Raw genomic sequence first — 15,195 nt, 5'->3', positions numbered from 1 at the left:
TTCCGGTTCCCGCTGCGCCGGCCGCCCGCCCGGCCCGCTCCCCGCTGCCGCTGCTCACCGCCGACGCGGTCGCCGCCCTGGCCGGCGCGCTCGCCCTCGCCGGGGCGCACCGCCTCGCGCTGCCGGCCGCCGCCGCCCTGGTCGCCGCGACGCTGCTGCTGCGCCCGCGCCCCGCACGGCCGGTGAGCGGTGTGCTGGACGAACTGCCCGCCGTCTGCGGCCGGATCGCGGTCGCCTGGCTGGCGCTGGCCGCCGCCGTCGCCGCCCACCGCCCCGAGCACGCGCTGCCCGCCCGCACCCTGCTGCTCGGCGTGCTGCTGCAGTCGGCCGTCGCCTGCGCCGCCCGGGGCACCGTCCACTGGCGGCGCCGCGCCGCGCTGCTGCGCCGCCCCCGCCCGGCCCTGGTCGTCGGCCCCGCGCCGGCCGCGCAGCGGGTGGCCGCCGCCGTACTGCGCCACCCGCGCTGCGGGGTGCGCCCGGTCGGCGTGGTCGCCGAGCACCCCGAGGGCGCCGAGGGCCTGCCCGTGCTGACCACCGGCCACCAGGTGCAGCGGGCGCTGATCCAGAACGGCGTACGGGACGTGCTGGCCGTCCATCCCGAGGTGCGCTCCCGGCAGGGGCCGCTGCTGCGGGCGCTGGCCGAGTCGGGCTGCACGGTGTGGGAACTCGACGCCGACTGCCCCTCCTCCGCCTCCCGGGAGCAGCTCGCCGGGTTCTCCTGCCGCCGGCTGCGGCTGGGCGCGCGACACTCGGGCGGCGCCGGCAAGCGGCTGCTGGACGTCGTCGTGTCCGGGGCGCTGCTGCTCGCGGCGGGCCCGGTGCTGCTGGTGTGCGCGGCCGTGCTGCGGGCCACCGACGGGCCCGGTGTGCTGTTCCGGCAGGAGCGGATCGGACAGGACGGGCGGCCCTTCACGCTGCTGAAGTTCCGCACCCACCGCCCGGCCGACGCGCACGAGGCCGCCACCCGGTGGAGCGTGGCCGGTGACGACCGGATGAGCCGCTTCTGCCGCTTCCTGCGCCGCACCTCCCTGGACGAGCTGCCGCAGCTGTGGAACGTCTTCCGCGGCGACATGAGCCTGGTCGGCCCGCGCCCCGAACGCCCTTATTTCGTCGCCCGGTTCAGCCGTACCCACCCCGGCTACGCGGCCCGCCACCGCATGCCGGCCGGCCTCACCGGGCTGGCCCAGATCCACGGGCTGCGCGGCGACACCTCCATCGAGGACCGGGCCCGCTTCGACAACGCCTACATCGACAACTGGTCGCTGTGGGGCGATGTGTGCATCCTGCTGCGCACCGCCGCCGCGCTGCTGCGGGCGAGCGGGAGCTGACGGACCATGAGCCTCGCGCTGCCGCTGCCGCTGCGCCCGCCGCGCTCCCCGGTGTGGGCGGTGGTGCCCGTGCTCGCCCTGCTGGCACTGGAGCAGAACCCGGACGCCGAGGGCGCGGGCCCCGCCGACGCGGCCTCCGCGCTGGTGGTCCTGGTCTGCGTCGTACGGCTGCTGCGGCAGCGGCGGCGCCCGCTGTCCCCCGCCGCCGCCGTGATCCTCGGGCTGCCGGTGGCCGGGGTGACGCTGGCCGCGCTGCACGCCGCCTCGCCCGGCGCCGGGATCAGCGGTCTGGGCCGCTACCTCCAGGTCTTCGTCCTCGTCCCGGCCGCCGTGCTGCTGCTGATCCGCGACCGGCGCGACGCCCGGCTGCTCGCCTGGTCGCTGGTGGGCCTCGCGCTGTGGCAGGGCGCGGTCGGGGTGCACCAGTACGCCACCGCCACCGGCGCCTCCTACCAGGGCGAGGACGTCCGTGCGGTCGGCACCTTCGGCCCGCAGGACGTGATGGGCATGGCGACGGTGGTCTCCCTGGGCCTGGTGACCGCCGTCGGCCTGGCGCTCGGCCACCCGGACGTACGGCCCAGGGCGGCCGCCGGTGTGTGCGCCGTGCTCCTGCTGCCGCCGCTCGCGGTGTCCTTCAGCCGGGGCGCGTGGATCGCGACCGCGCTCACCTGCACCGTCCAGCTGGCGCTGGCCGGGCCGCGGCGGGCGCTGAAGGTGGCGGCGGCCGTGGTCGCGGCGGGCGTGGTCCTGGTGGGCGGTCTCGGCGTCGGCACGGCGATGCTGCAGGAACGGGTCTCCAGCATCACGCGGGTCGCCGACGCGCCCGACCAGTCGGTGACCGACCGGTACACCCTGTGGGCGTCGGCCGTGGACATGTGGCGCGAACACCCCCTGACCGGCGTCGGCTTGAAGGGCTTCCCCGACCACCGCGACGCGCACGCCTCCCTCGCGCTGTCCTCCGGCAGCGACACCGACGGCGCGGGCGCCGCCTTCCGCCGGCAGCCGCTGCTGTCCCCGCACAACATGTACCTGCTGGTGCTGAGCGAACAGGGCCTGCTCGGACTGCTCGCCCTGGCCGGCGGCTGGCTGGCGCTGCTGGTGTGCGCGCTGCGCGCCCTGCCGCGCGCCCGGCGGCGGGCCGGCTCCGCCCTGGACTGCGGCCTGGCCGCCTGCGGGCTGCTGGTGTGGCAGCTCGTCGACTTCGTGTACGCCGACATCGGCGGCCCCTCGACCGTGCTGACCGCGGTCTGCCTGGGCCTGGCGGCCTGGTGGGCACTGGCCGGCCGGTCCGGTCAGGAGGCCACGGCAGGATGACCGTGACGCCTCCCCCGCTGCCCCGCGCCGACGGCCGGACGCCCCTTCCGCACCCCACCGGCACACCGGCCGCCACACCCGCCGGCCAGGCGCACCAGGCGGCCCCCGGAACACCACCCACGCCCCCACCCGCCACCGCCCCGCAGAGGGCGCCCACCGCCCCGTCGAGCGAGCCCACCCCCACCGACCACCTCACCCCCGTCTCCCGCCGCTTCCTCGCCCGTGCCGCGCTCGTCACCGCCGCGCTGTCCGTGGCCGGGGCCCTGCTCGGGCTGGTGCGCGACCAGGCGCTGGCGCGGCTGTTCGGGGCGGGCAGGGACACCGACGCGTTCCTCGTCGCCTGGACCCTGCCGGAGTTCGCGGCGACGCTGCTGATCGAGGACGGGCTGGCGTTCGCGCTGGTCCCGGCGTTCAGCGTGGCGCTGGCCCGGCGCGCGCGAGGCGGCCCCGGCGACCCGGTGCGCGCACTCCTCGCGGCCACCCTGCCCCGGCTGGCGCTCGCCTTCACCGCCACCGGCGCGGCTCTCATGGCCGGCGCCCCCTACCTCGTCAGGGCCCTCGCGCCCGGCCTGCCCGACCCGGCGCTCGCCGCGGACTGCGCCCGGCTGACGGCGACCTGCGTGCTCAGCTTCGGCCTCGCCGGGTACTGCAGCGCCCTGCTGCGCGCGCACCGCCGCTTCACCGCCCCGGCGGCCATCTACGTGGCCTACAACGCCGGCATCGTCACCGCCATGCCGCTGCTCGGCGGCCGGTTCGGGGTCCGGGCGGCGGCGGTCGGCGTCGCGGCCGGCGGCTGCCTCATGGTCGTCGCACAACTGCCGTCGGTGGTGCGGGAGTTGCGGCGGCGGTCGGCGGGCGAGGCGGCCGGGGAGGCGGGTGGTGCGCAGCCCATGGCGCCGGCGCTGCTCGCCAGTGTGCTGCTGTTCGCGCTGTGCCGGCAGTCGCAGGTGCTCGTCGAGCGGTATCTCGGCTCCGCCCTCCCGGCCGGCGCGATCTCGCACCTGAACTACGCGCAGAAGGTCGCGCAGATCCCGATGACGCTGTCGGTGATGCTGTGCACGGTCACCTTCCCGGTGGTGGCCCGCGCGCTGGCCGACGGCGACACCGAGCGGGCCCGCGGCCGGGTGGAGCGGGACGTGGCGATGGCCACCTGCCTGGTACTGCTGGGCACGGCGACCGTCGTCGCCTGTGCCCGCCCGATCGTCGAACTCCTCTTCCAGCGCGGCGCGTTCACCGCGCGCGACACCGCTGCCACGGCCGGGGTGATGCGCGTGTACGCGCTCGGACTGCTCGGCCAGACCCTGGTCGGGGTCCTGGTCCGCGCCTACTTCTCGGCGCACCGCGTCACCTGGTACCCCGTCGCCGCGATGGCCGCCGGGATCGCCGCGACCTGCTGGCTGGGTGCGGCGACCGTCGGCCCCTGGGGGGTGCGGGGCATCGCCGCGGCGAACGCCTGCGGCATCACCGTCACCGCCGTCCTGCTGCTCGCCGGGGCGGGCGCGCGCGGTGTCCCGGTCCGCGCGCGGTCCGTGCTGCGGCGACTGCCCCGGCCGCTCACCGCCGCGGCGGCGGCGACGCCGGCCGGCGCGTTCGCGGCGAGCCGCCCGGAGTCGGCCGTCGCCGCAGCGGCCGTGGGCGCGGCGACCGTCGCCGGGGTCTTCGCGCTGCTCTGCCTCGCCCTGGACACCCAGGGCCGCGCCCCCGCACTCGTACGGAGCTCCGTACGGACCGTCACACGGAGGTTCGCGCATGGCCGCACCCGTTGACCACGCTCCCCGGGACGCCGGCGTCGCACCGGGCCCGTTCCCGTGGGTGGCGATGTACCACTCCGTGCACGAGGACCGCGACGACCCGTATCGCATCACCGTCACCCCCGACCGGCTCGCCGCGCAGCTGGGCTGGCTGCGCCGGCACGGGCTGCGCGGGGTGTCCCTGGCCGACCTGATCGCCGCCCGCGCGCGCGGAGCAGGCCGCGGCCTGGTCGGGCTCACCTTCGACGACGGCTACGCCGACTTCGTCGAGCACGCCCTGCCGCTGCTGCGCCGGTTCGGCTTCGGCGCCACGCTGTTCGTGCTGCCGGGCCGGCTCGGCGGCGACAACGCCTGGGACCCGCTCGGCCCGCGCAAGCCGCTGCTGACCGCCGACGGGGTGCGGCGCGCGGCCGCCGCCGGCGTCGAGATCGGCTCGCACGGCCTGACCCACATCGACCTGACCCGCGCCGACGAGCCCACCCTGCGCGCCGAGACCGCCGCGAGCCGCGCCCTGCTGGCCGAGGTCACCGGCCGGGAGGTGCGCGGCTTCTGCTACCCCTACGGCGCCGTGGACCCCCGCGTGGTGACCGCCGTACGCAGCGCCGGATACGCCTACGCCTGCGCCATCGACCCCGGCGCACTGACCGGCCCGCACGCCCTGCCCCGGGTCCACGTCGGGCAGCGGGACACCGCCGTACGGCTCTTCCTCAAGCACCGGCTGCACCGGCTGCGCCGCCGCCCCCTGCGAGGAACGCGATGAGAGCCCTGCACGTCATCACCGGCCTCGGCGTCGGCGGCGCGGAGCAGCAACTGCGGCTGCTGCTGCGGCACCTGCCCGTCGAGTGCGAGGTCGTCACGCTCACCAACCCCGGCGCGGTGGCCGCCGGGCTGGTCGCCGACGGGGTGCGCGTCATCGACCTCGGCATGGCCGGCAACCGCGACCTGGCCGCGCTGCCCCGCCTGGTCAAGGTGATCCGCGCGGGCGGCTACGACCTCGTCCACACCCATCTGTACCGGGCCTGCCTGTACGGGCGGATCGCCGCCCGGCTGGCCGGGGTGCGGGCGGTCGTCGCCACCGAGCACTCCCTGGGCGAGACCCAGATGGAGGGCCGCCCGCTGTCCGCCGGGGTGCGCGCGCTGTACCTGGCCGGTGAACGCCTGGGCTCCGCCACCGTCGCCGTCTCCCCCACGGTCGCCGCCCGGCTCGGCCGCTGGGGCGTGCCCGCCTCCCGGGTCGCGGTCGTCCCCAACGGCATCGACGTGGACCGCTTCCGCTTCGACCCGGTGCGCCGGCTGCGCGCCCGGCGCCGGCTGGGGCTCTCGGAGGACGCCTACGTCGTCGGCGGCATCGGGCGGCTCGCCGCCGCCAAACGCTTCGACGTGCTGATCCGTGCCCTCGCCCTCCTGCCCGGCGACTGCCGGCTGCTGCTGGTCGGCGGCGGCCCCGAGGAGGGCCGGCTGCGCGGCGCCGCGCACGAGGCCGGCGTCGGCGACCGGGTGCTGTTCACCGGCGAGCGGCCCGCCGCACCCGACGGCGGCCCCGTCCCCGACCTGCCCTCCCTGGCCTGCGCGATGGACGTGCTGGCCTCCCCCTCACCGGAGGAGGCCTTCGGTCTGGCCGTCGTCGAGGGACTCGCCGCGGGCCTGCCCGTGCTGTACGCCTCCTGCCCGGCCCTTGAGGACCTGCCCCCGCACACCGCGCCCGGTGCCCGGCGCGTCACGGGCGGCCCCGAGGAGTTCGCCGCCGCGATCGCCGCCGTCCGCGCACGCGGCCCGGCCCCGCGCACCGCGTGCGAGGCCGCCCGCCACTACGCCATCGGCCGCAGCGCCGAGGCGCTCATGGACGTGTACACAGCCGCCCTCACCGCGTCCCGTGACACCCCTCAGCAGAAAGCCGGCACGCCATGACCGACACCCCCGCCCGCACCCACCGACGCCCCCTGCTCGCCCGTACCCGGGCGCTGCCGCCCTGGGCGCTGCTCGCGGCCGGCGCCCTGACCGGCTCCCTGCTCGGCGGGGCGTACGGCGCGCTGACGCCCGCTCGGTACACGGCCACCGCCTATGTCGTCGCCGTCCCCACCGACAAGGCCGACCCGGCCACCGCCCTCGGCTTCGCGCAGGCCTACGGCCGGGTCGCCACCCAGCTCGCGGTGCTCGGCGACGCCCAGGTGTGGGCCGGGGTTCCGGTGAAGGAGCTGGCGGGCAGTGTGCAGGCGCAGACCTCGCCGGACGCCCCGATGATCTCCGTCACCGCCACCTCCGCCGAACCCGCCGAGGCCGCCGACATGGCCAACGCCGTCGCCCGCGCCCTGACCCGGCACGCGGCCGACACCAAGGCCGCCACCCATGTCGAACTGCAGCAGTTCGCCCGCGCGGTGGAGCCGGCCGAGCCGTCCTCGCCGTCCCCCGCGCTCACCGCCCTGGTCGGGGGAAGCGCCGGCGGGCTGCTCGCCGGCCTGGCGCTGCTGGTGCGGCCGCGCCGCGAGAGCGAGGGCACCACCCGCCCCGCCTCGGTGCCCGGGCCGGCCCTGGCCGCCGACGCGCAGGAAAAGCTGTGACCCCGACAGGAAAAGCCGTGACCCTGATCCGCACCGGAGCACCGGCCGCGTACACGGCCGAACTCGTCACCGACGAGGCCGCCTTCGCCGCGCTGGGCCCGTCCTGGACCCGGCTGCACCGGCGCTGCTCCACCGCGACCCCGTTCCAGAGCCACCCCTGGCTGCACGCGTGGTGGCGCTCCTACGGCCGGCCGGGCCGGCTGCGGCTGCTGCTGGTGCGGCACGGCGCCGACCTGGTCGCCGCGGCCCCGCTGACCGCCGTACGCCACCCGCTGCCCGCGCTGGTGCCGCTGGGCGGGGCGATCTCCGACTACGGCGACGTCCTGGTCGACGACGACCACGGCGACGCCGCCCTCACCACGCTGACGGAGCTGCTCACGGCGGCCGCCCGCACCGCGCTGATCGACCTGCGTGAGGTACGGCCCGGCGGCGCGGCCGAGCGGATCTACGACCGCTGGAGCGGCCCGAGGCGCCGGGTCGAGGACTCCCTGTGCCTGGAGCTGCCCGCCGCGCCGCTCGCCGACCTGGTGGCCCGGCTGCCCTCGGCGAAGGCGCAGCAGCGGGTGCGGGCCAAGCTGCGCAAGCTGGACGCGCTCGGCGTGCGGCGCCGGACCGTGGCCCCGGACGAGGTGGCCGGGGCGCTGGGGCGGCTGCTCGATCTGCACCGGCTGCAGTGGCGGGGCCGCGGCGTCACCGGCGAGCATCTGCGGCCCCGCTTCCGGGACCACCTGGTGCGGGCGGCCGGCCCGATGGTGCGCTCCGGGGACGCGGTGGTCACCGAGTTCCTGCTGGACGGCGAGGTGGTGGCGGTCGACCTGACCCTGCTGTCGCCCCGGCTGGCGGGCGGTTACCTGTACGGCGCCCACCCCTGCCTGCGCGAGCGCCGGGCCGACGTGGCGGTGATGCTGCTGGACGCCTGCGCCGGGTACGCGGCCGGACGCGGGACGCTGAGCCTGCTGCGCGGCGACGAGCCGTACAAGCGGCACTGGCGGCCCGAACCGGTCGTCAACCAGCGGCTGCTGCTGGCCCGCCGGCGCACCGCGCCGCTGCTGACGGCGGCGCTGTGCGAGGTGGCCGCGCGGCGCCACGCCAAGGAGCTGCTGCGGCGCCGCGCGGCGGTCAGTGGGCCCGCGACCACCAGTCGAGCCTGAGGCAGAGCTTCCTGCCGAGCCAGTGCTCCACCCAGTCGCCCAGGTCGAGCGGCGAACAGCTGCTGGACGGCTGCGGTGTCGTCGAGGGCTCGGGGATCGTGGGTGTCGTGGGCACGGTCGGCTCGGGCGGGGTCGTCGGTGCCGTGGGCCGGCCCTGGCCGGACAGCACGGAGCGGTAGACCTCGGCGGCGCGCGGATTGCCGGAGCACTGCCACACGCCGTGCGGGCAGTAGTCGGTCAGCGTGTTGTAGACCGGCTTGTGCTCGGCCATCCAGCCGAGCATCCGGCGCATGTAGTCGGGGTTGTCGCCGTTGCGGAACAGGCCCCACTCCGGGTAGGAGACCGCCTTGTGGTGCGCCTTGGCGAAGTCGACGTGGTCCTTGAGCCCGTACGGCTCGTTCACCTGCTCGTCGAAGGGCATCCCGGACGGCTGGTCGTAGGCGTCCATGCCGATGATGTCGACGGTGTCGTCGCCGGGGTAGCACTCGGTCCAGGGCACGGCGTCCCGGCCGCGGCTGGGCGTGTAGTCGAACCGGAACCGCTGCCCCGGCACCGACCGCATGGCGGTGACGATCCGCCGCCAGTACGTCTTCCACGCCTGCGGGTCGGGGCCGCAGCGGTGGGTGTAGGTGATGCCGTTCATCTCCCAGCCGAGCACGATCACGGTGTCCGGCACCTGAAGCTCCACCAGCCGTTCGGCGAGCCGGCGGAAGTGGTGGTCGTACTGCCCGGCCGCGCCCTGCCGCAGCAGCCGGCGCACCTCGTCGTCGGGGACGTGCTCCTCGTTGCGCTCCTGCATCGGCACGTTGAGCACGAACATCCGGTCGGCCTTCTGCCGCCGCCACTGCGCCCATACGTCGAGGAAGCCGGGCGGGCCCTCGATGTTCCGCCAGCGGTCGCCGGGCAGATAGGTGTGCCCGACGCGGATCTCGGCGCCGCCCAGCCACTGGCTGAGCGCGGCCATCCGGGCCACACCGCGCGGCCCGTAGTCGAGGTAGGCGCCGAAGGCGGGGCCGGGCGGGGTGGCGGTTGCCGGCGATGTGGACGGGGCGGGGGTCGTCGACGGGACCGTTGTCGTGGACGGGACCGGGGTCGTCGGGGCGACCGGTGCGGGGGCGGGCGAGCCGGTGGCCCGTGCCATGCCGGCGCCGGAGTCCGGGCCGGCGCCGATGGCGTGACCGGGGCCGGTAGCGTGACCGGGGCCGGTGGCCAGGGCCGCCGACGCGGCGAGCGCGGTCGCGACGACCGCCGTCCGCCGGCACCGGACGCGTCGCTGCTGTGGGGCCATGCCTGCTCCCTCCTCCACTCTCGTACCGTCGGCGCGAGCCCTGCTGACCCGCCGTTAGGTACTGACACTCAGTCATACGAGAGGAAGAAGTGCCACCGCGCCGCCGCGTCCGGGTGAGCCGCTCCGCCGCACAGGTGACGCCGGGAACACGAAAGCCCCGCACCCGGGTGCCGGGTGCGGGGCCGTGGGCCGACGCGTCATCGGTGGGACGCGGATCGACCCCGTCGGTACAGGATCACGCCGCCCGCGATCAGCGCGGCGCTGACTCCGGAGGCGGCCAGCATGGCGGCGCTTCCGGTGTCGGGCATGCTCGGGTGGTCATGCCCGTGGTGCCCGTGGCCTCCGTGGTGCCCGCCCGGCGGCGTGGTGTACGGCGGGGGCGTGGTGTGCGGCGGGGAGGTGTGGGGCGGCGGCGAGGTGTGCGGCGGGGAGGTGTGGGGCGGCGGCGAGGTGTGCGGCGGCCTGGTGGTGGGAGGCGGCGAGGTGTGCGGCGGCCTCGTCGTGGGAGGCGGCGAGGTGTGCGGCGGGGGTGAGGTGTGCGGTGGCCTCGTCGTGGGAGGCGGTGTGGTGTACGGCGGCGACGTGCTCGGGGGCGGCGTCGTCACCGGCGGAGAGGTGTGCGGAGGCGGTGTGGTGTACGGCGGCGACGTGCTCGGGGGCGGCGTCGTCACCGGCGGAGAGGTGTGCGGAGGCGGTGTGGTGTAGGGCGGGGAGGAGTGGTCCCCGTAACCGCCACCGCCCGGGGTGTCGCCGTAGCCGCCACCCGGGGTGTCTCCGTAACCACCACCCTGCTCGTCCCCGTAGCCACCGCCCTCCTCGTCCCCGTAGCCACCGCCCGGCCCATGGCCGTGACCGTGGCCGTGGCCGTGGCCGATTCCCGGCACGTGACCGACGGCCGGAACGTGGCCGACGGCCGGCAGGTCGGCGCGGCCGACGCCCGGCACGTGGTCGTAGCCCCCGCCGGGTGTGTCGTCGTCGCCGTAGCCGTAGCCGCTGTCGTGGTCGCCGTAGCCGCCGTCGTGGTCGGCCGGAACGGCGGCGCGCGAGTGGGCGGAGCGCACGGCACCCGCACAGGAGTTGCCGAACGCCGGGTCGAGTGCGGCGATGACGTCGATCGAGTTGCCGCAGGCGTTCACAGGCACCTCGATCGGGACCTGGACGCTGTTGCCGGACAGTGCGCCCGGCGAGTTGAGGGCCGCCCCGGCCGCGTGCCCGTCGGCGAGGGCCTGGCTTCCGTACAGGGACAGAATGCTCGTCGCGGCGGCGGCCGCGATCACTCCCCTGCTCAGGGTCTGTCGCAATCTCGTGTTCTTCCTGCTGGGAGAAGTGGGAAAAGCCGGCCTTGGCACAGTGAAGCGGTTGTCCAAGGCCGGCCTTGTCACAGCCGAGCGGCTGAGGTGTCCGGTCGTCAGTCGTTGACGCAGGCGCCGCCGCCCGCGGGGTTCAGCAGGCCGATCAGGTCGATGCTGTTGCCACAGGCGTTGACCTGCGCGTTGATCGGCACCTGCACGACGTTGCCGGACAGGACGCCCGGGGAGTAGACGGCGGCACCCTCGGCCTCGGCACCGCCGTCGGCGAACGCGGGGGCAGCGCCGCCCAGGGCCAGCACCAGGCCGGCGACGACAGCAGCACACTTCTTCATGGAATTTCCCTTCTCTGCGGTCATGCACCGGTGTCGGTCGGCCTTTTAGGGCGAAACCGAGCGAGCACAGTCGGAACGGCTCGCACCATGACCTGCAGGCTGCAGAACGAGAGATAGACATCCGCTGAATCCACGGAACGTGTGCCACCGGGTAATTCACTCGAACGACTTCACGCAATGGACACGCCGGACCCCTGCGTCAACCCGTATGCAGCATCAGCGCCGGCTTCGGGCGGGAGAAGGGAAATACACCGCCGCGACGGCGGGGAAAGGAAGACGGTCCGTGTCGGCCGGACCGCGCGATGCGCGCCCGGGCACCCGCGGGAGAACGCGGACGGGCCCGGACGCGACGCGTACGGCGCGGGGGTCAGCCGTTCTCGGCGAGCACCGAGATGTCGTCCAGCACGTGCGACAGCGAGTCGTCGCCCTTGGCCTGCGTGGAGTTCTCGGCGCACTCCTGGAACTGCGGCGAGGACAGCACGGGGATGTCCTGGACACCGACGTTGACCAGGGCGACGATGTTCTGGACGTCCGCCTTGGCCGGAAGACCGACGCAGAGCTTGTTCACGGAGCCCTGGACCAGGGTGGCCTGCGGGCTCATCTTGCCCTTGGTCACCGAGTTGCCGAACGACTCGTGGGCGCCGTTGCCGCTGGCGGACCACGTGGAGTTGCCGTCGCCGGTGGCAAGCGCCTGGGGGGCTGCCGCAGCCGAGATACCGGCGATCGCCGCGGCGACCGCCGCCGCGGCCGTTGCCTTCTTCAGCATTTCGCTTTCCTTTCCTGGCTCCTGGCCTCTGGCCAAGGACGCACGTTGCCTGCCCCCGCATCAACCCGGCCGACGGGGTTTGGTTGCGGGTCTTCACCCGATCGGCGCGTTCAGCGCTGCGGAATTCACGGAAGACCGCTAGGGGCGGCTCGTCCAGGAGCCCCGTGCTGTGGGCCATCGGAGTGAATGGCAGGAACCAAGCCGACCGGGCGGAGTTGACCAGGGCGCTCCGGTGGACGGGGTTTCTTCAGAAGGGACAAGCAAGTGATCAAGAAGGTACTGGCTTCCGCCGCGGTCGCCATCTCCGTCGTCGGCGCCTCCGCGGCCGCCGCGCCGCAGGCCCTCGCGCACGGCGACGGCAACGGCACCTGGTCCGCCAGCGGCAACGGCGCCCACCAGGAGTTCGGCAACTCGGCCACGTACGGCAACATGAGCCCGCAGATGGCGCTCATCCAGGGCTCCTTCAACAAGCCCTGCATCGGTCTGCCGGCCAAGGCCGACGTCCAGAACATCCTCGCCCTGGTCAACGTCGGCGTTCAGGACATCCCGATCCTGTCCTCGCCGCAGACCCAGCAGTGCACCGAGAACTCCACGCAGGCCAAGGGCGACGACTCGCTGTCGCACGTCCTGGACGACCTCGCGGTCCTGGCCGAGAACGGCTGATCGGCCCTTCCTCGGCCGTCGGGCCCGTCCGCCGGGCCCGGGGCCGGCCCAGCCGGCCCCACGGCGAGCCGCCGGTCCTCCGGCGGCTCGCTACTCCAATCGGGGCACAAGCCGCAACCCGGGCGGCTGTCCAGACGTTGACGATCATGCAGCTCCTCCCCCGGAGTCCGCTTTTTCGAAAGGGAATGAACATGAAGAAGCTGTGGGCCACCGCGGCTCTCGCCGCGACGCTCGCCGGTGTGACGGCGGCGACCGCCCCCCAGGCCCTCGCCCACGGTGACGGCGACGGCACCTGGTCCGCCAGCGGCAACGGCGCCAAGTCGGAGTTCGGCAACTCGGCCACCGCCGGTGACCAGAGCCCGCAGCTCTCGCTGGTCCAGGGCTCGCTGAACAAGCCCTGCGTGGGTCTGCCGGTCAAGGCCGACGTCCAGAACATCCTCGCCCTGGTCAACGTCGGCGTTCAGGACATCCCGGTCCTGTCCTCGCCGCAGAACCAGCAGTGCGCGGAGAACTCCACGCAGGCCAAGGGCGACGACTCGCTGTCGCACGTCCTGGACGACATCTCGGTGCTCGCCGAGAACGACTGATCCCCAGCCTCGCCTCCGCGACACGGCGGGTCACCGGTTCCCCGGTGGCCCGCCGTTCGTCGTCCCGGCACGTCACGGGGCGTCAGGCGCCGTACAGCTCCTCGATCTGCCGCGCGTAGCGGACGCCCACCTCGTGCCGTCTGACCTTCAGTGACGGAGTGAGCAGCCCGTTGGCCTCGGTGAACTCGTCCGGCAGCAGGGCGAAGGCGCGGATGGACTCGGCGCGGGAGACGGCCCGGTTGGCGTGGTCGACCGCCCGCTGGACCGCGGCGCGCATCCGCGGGTCGGCGACCACCTCGGACATCGGGGTGCCGGCGGGCAGCTTGTGGACGGCCAGCCAGTGGGCGACGGCGTCCGGGTCCAGGGTGATCAGCGCGGCGACGAAGGGCCGCCGGTCGCCGACGACGACGCACTGCCCGACGGGCGGGCGGCTGCGCAGCCGGTCCTCCAGCACGGCCGGGGAGACGTTCTTGCCGCCGGTGGTGATGATCAGGTCCTTCTTGCGGCCGGTGATGGTGAGGTAGCCGTCCTGGTCGAGGGAGCCGAGGTCGCCGGTGGCGAACCAGCCGTCGTCGAGGACCTCGCCGGTGGCGGCCGGGTTGTTCCAGTACCCGCCGAAGACCACGGGCCCCTTGACGAGCACCTCGCCGTCGTCGGCGATGCGCACGGCGGTGCCGGGCACCGGCAGGCCGACCGTGCCGGGGCGGGGACCGAGGGGCGGGACGATGGTGGCGGCGGCGGTGGTCTCGGTGAGGCCGTACCCCTCGTAGACGACGATGCCGGCCGCCAGGAAGAAGAGGCTGAGGTCCCGCTCCAGCGGGGAGCCGCCGCTGATGGCGTAGCGCATCCTGCCGCCCAGCTCCCTGCGGATACGGCGGTAGACGAGCAGGTCGTACAGGGCCCACGCGGCGTACAGGCCGGGTCCGGGGCCCTTGCCGGTGCCGAGGAAGCGGCGCAGGTACGCCTCGCCGAAGCGCACCGCGACACGGTGGGCGCGGTCGAAGGAGGCGCCGCGGCCGAGCTTCTCGGCGGTGGCGCGGCCGGTGTCGTGGATCTTCTCGAAGAGGTAGGGCACGCCGACCAGGAAGGTGGGGCGGAATTCCTTGAGCGCCGGGCGCAGTTCGTCCGGTTTCACGCTCGGGAAGTGGCCGATCTCGATGCGGGCCATCAGACAGGCGATCTGCAGGGCGCGGCCCAGGACGTGGGCGAGCGGCAGGAAGAGCAGCGTCGAGGCGGTCTGTCCGGTGACCGCCTGGAAGACGGGGTGCAGGAGTTCGACGGTGTTGGCGGCCTCGGCGTGCAGGTTGGCGTGGGTGAGGACGCAGCCCTTGGGGCGGCCGGTGGTGCCGGAGGTGTAGCAGACGGTGGCGACGGTGGCCGGGGTGAGGGCGGCGCGGCGCTCGGCGATCTCCTCGTCGGGGATGCCCCGGCCGAGGGCGGTGAGGTCGGCGAGCGCGCCGGCGTCGATCCGCCACACGCGCGGCGGTGTGGGGTGGCGGGCGGTGGCCTCAGCGACGGTGGCGGCGTTGTCGTCGGTCTCGGTGACGACGTACGCGGCGCCGGAGTCGCGCACGATCCAGTCGATCTGCTCGGCGGAGGAGGTGGCGTAGACGGGGACGCTCCGGCCGCCGGCCGACCAGATCGCGAAGTCCAGGACGGTCCACTCGTAGCGGGTGCGGGACATCACCGCGACCCGGCCGCCCGGCTCCAGCCCGGCCGCGACCAGCCCCTTGGCGACGGCGGTGACCTCGGCGGCGAAGGCGGCCGCCGTGACGGGCCGCCAGGTGCCGTCGGATCCGCGGCGGCGCAGCACGACGGCGTCCGGGGCCTCGGCCGCGTTGGTGTGGGGCAGGTCGGCGACGCTGCCCGTCGTGGCGTGCGGCACCAGGGCGGCGGTGCGGGCCTCCCGTACGGTGCCGGACGCGTCCCTGATCAGCTCGGTGCTGGTGCGGGCGGCGAGATCCCCGTGCCGCCCGGCCCGTCTCAGATCCCTGCCTACGCCCATGACGGCTCCGATCGCGGTGTCGCGAGAGGTGCGGACTCGCGGTGCGTACGTGCGGTGCGGACTGGCATTGCCGGCTGACGGTGCCGACTGGCCGTGCCGGCTTACCGGGAAGTCAACTTACTCATGCGTAGGCGATGGTCAA

At 75.1% G+C, this 15,195-nt stretch carries 13 protein-coding genes and 1 pseudogene; 9 read left to right on the top strand and 5 right to left on the bottom strand.

The window, feature by feature from the left end:
* The 7 genes and pseudogenes from C3489_RS07070 to C3489_RS07040 all read left to right on the top strand — a co-directional run.
* A pseudogene (locus tag C3489_RS07070) lies at positions 1-1,328 on the top strand (sugar transferase); the annotation flags it as partial.
* Between the two features lie 6 nt (positions 1,329-1,334).
* A complete protein-coding gene (locus C3489_RS07065) occupies positions 1,335-2,642 on the top strand; it encodes an O-antigen ligase (protein ID WP_103780885.1) in 1,308 nt (435 codons plus the stop codon).
* A complete protein-coding gene (gene murJ / locus C3489_RS07060; RefSeq protein ID WP_103780884.1) occupies positions 2,639-4,408 on the top strand; it encodes a murein biosynthesis integral membrane protein MurJ in 1,770 nt (589 codons plus the stop codon). The genes C3489_RS07065 and murJ overlap by 4 nt, the downstream gene beginning before the upstream one ends.
* On the top strand, positions 4,392-5,153 hold the full coding sequence (locus C3489_RS07055) for a polysaccharide deacetylase family protein (protein WP_103780883.1): 762 nt from the start codon (positions 4,392-4,394) through the stop codon (positions 5,151-5,153). Before murJ ends, C3489_RS07055 begins: the two co-directional genes overlap by 17 nt.
* Entirely contained in the window at positions 5,150-6,301 is a 1,152-nt protein-coding gene (locus tag C3489_RS07050; protein WP_103780882.1) for a glycosyltransferase, read from the top strand. Before C3489_RS07055 ends, C3489_RS07050 begins: the two co-directional genes overlap by 4 nt.
* On the top strand, positions 6,298-6,951 hold the full coding sequence (locus tag C3489_RS07045; RefSeq protein ID WP_103780881.1) for a lipopolysaccharide biosynthesis protein: 654 nt from the start codon (positions 6,298-6,300) through the stop codon (positions 6,949-6,951). The genes C3489_RS07050 and C3489_RS07045 overlap by 4 nt, the downstream gene beginning before the upstream one ends.
* A gap of 17 nt (positions 6,952-6,968) precedes the next feature.
* Positions 6,969-8,102 (top strand): GNAT family N-acetyltransferase, encoded by a 1,134-nt coding sequence (locus C3489_RS07040; protein WP_258054594.1) that lies wholly within the window; start codon positions 6,969-6,971, stop codon positions 8,100-8,102.
* Here C3489_RS07040 and C3489_RS07035 read toward each other — a convergent pair.
* From C3489_RS07035 to C3489_RS07020, 4 genes are all read right to left on the bottom strand, one after another.
* Complete coding sequence (locus tag C3489_RS07035) at positions 8,071-9,390, bottom strand: glycoside hydrolase family 26 protein (protein ID WP_103780880.1); 1,320 nt, start codon at positions 9,388-9,390, stop codon at positions 8,071-8,073. The genes C3489_RS07040 and C3489_RS07035 overlap by 32 nt on opposite strands.
* A gap of 197 nt (positions 9,391-9,587) precedes the next feature.
* On the bottom strand, positions 9,588-10,691 hold the full coding sequence (locus C3489_RS39800) for a chaplin (protein WP_103780879.1): 1,104 nt from the start codon (positions 10,689-10,691) through the stop codon (positions 9,588-9,590).
* A gap of 107 nt (positions 10,692-10,798) precedes the next feature.
* Positions 10,799-11,032 (bottom strand): chaplin, encoded by a 234-nt coding sequence (locus C3489_RS07025; protein ID WP_103780878.1) that lies wholly within the window; start codon positions 11,030-11,032, stop codon positions 10,799-10,801.
* 367 nt (positions 11,033-11,399) lie between these two features.
* Positions 11,400-11,798: a rodlin gene (locus C3489_RS07020; protein WP_103780877.1), complete on the bottom strand. Its 399-nt coding sequence runs from the start codon at positions 11,796-11,798 to the stop codon at positions 11,400-11,402.
* A gap of 264 nt (positions 11,799-12,062) precedes the next feature.
* On the opposite strand from C3489_RS07020, the gene C3489_RS07015 reads away from it, so the two are divergent.
* Positions 12,063-12,461 (top strand): rodlin, encoded by a 399-nt coding sequence (locus C3489_RS07015; protein WP_103780876.1) that lies wholly within the window; start codon positions 12,063-12,065, stop codon positions 12,459-12,461.
* A gap of 191 nt (positions 12,462-12,652) precedes the next feature.
* Positions 12,653-13,048, top strand: coding sequence for a rodlin (locus C3489_RS07010; RefSeq protein ID WP_103780875.1), 396 nt, complete (start codon positions 12,653-12,655; stop codon positions 13,046-13,048).
* An 82-nt stretch (positions 13,049-13,130) separates the two neighbouring features.
* Here the strand turns inward: C3489_RS07010 and C3489_RS07005 are convergent, their stop codons facing one another.
* A complete protein-coding gene (locus C3489_RS07005) occupies positions 13,131-15,053 on the bottom strand; it encodes a long-chain fatty acid--CoA ligase (RefSeq protein ID WP_103780874.1) in 1,923 nt (640 codons plus the stop codon).
* Between the last annotated feature and the right edge of the window lie 142 nt (positions 15,054-15,195).

The organism is Streptomyces sp. Ru71 (assembly GCF_002920535.1).
In the GTDB taxonomy this organism is placed as follows: domain Bacteria; phylum Actinomycetota; class Actinomycetes; order Streptomycetales; family Streptomycetaceae; genus Streptomyces.
This window is presented reverse-complemented; position numbering and strand designations above follow the sequence as displayed.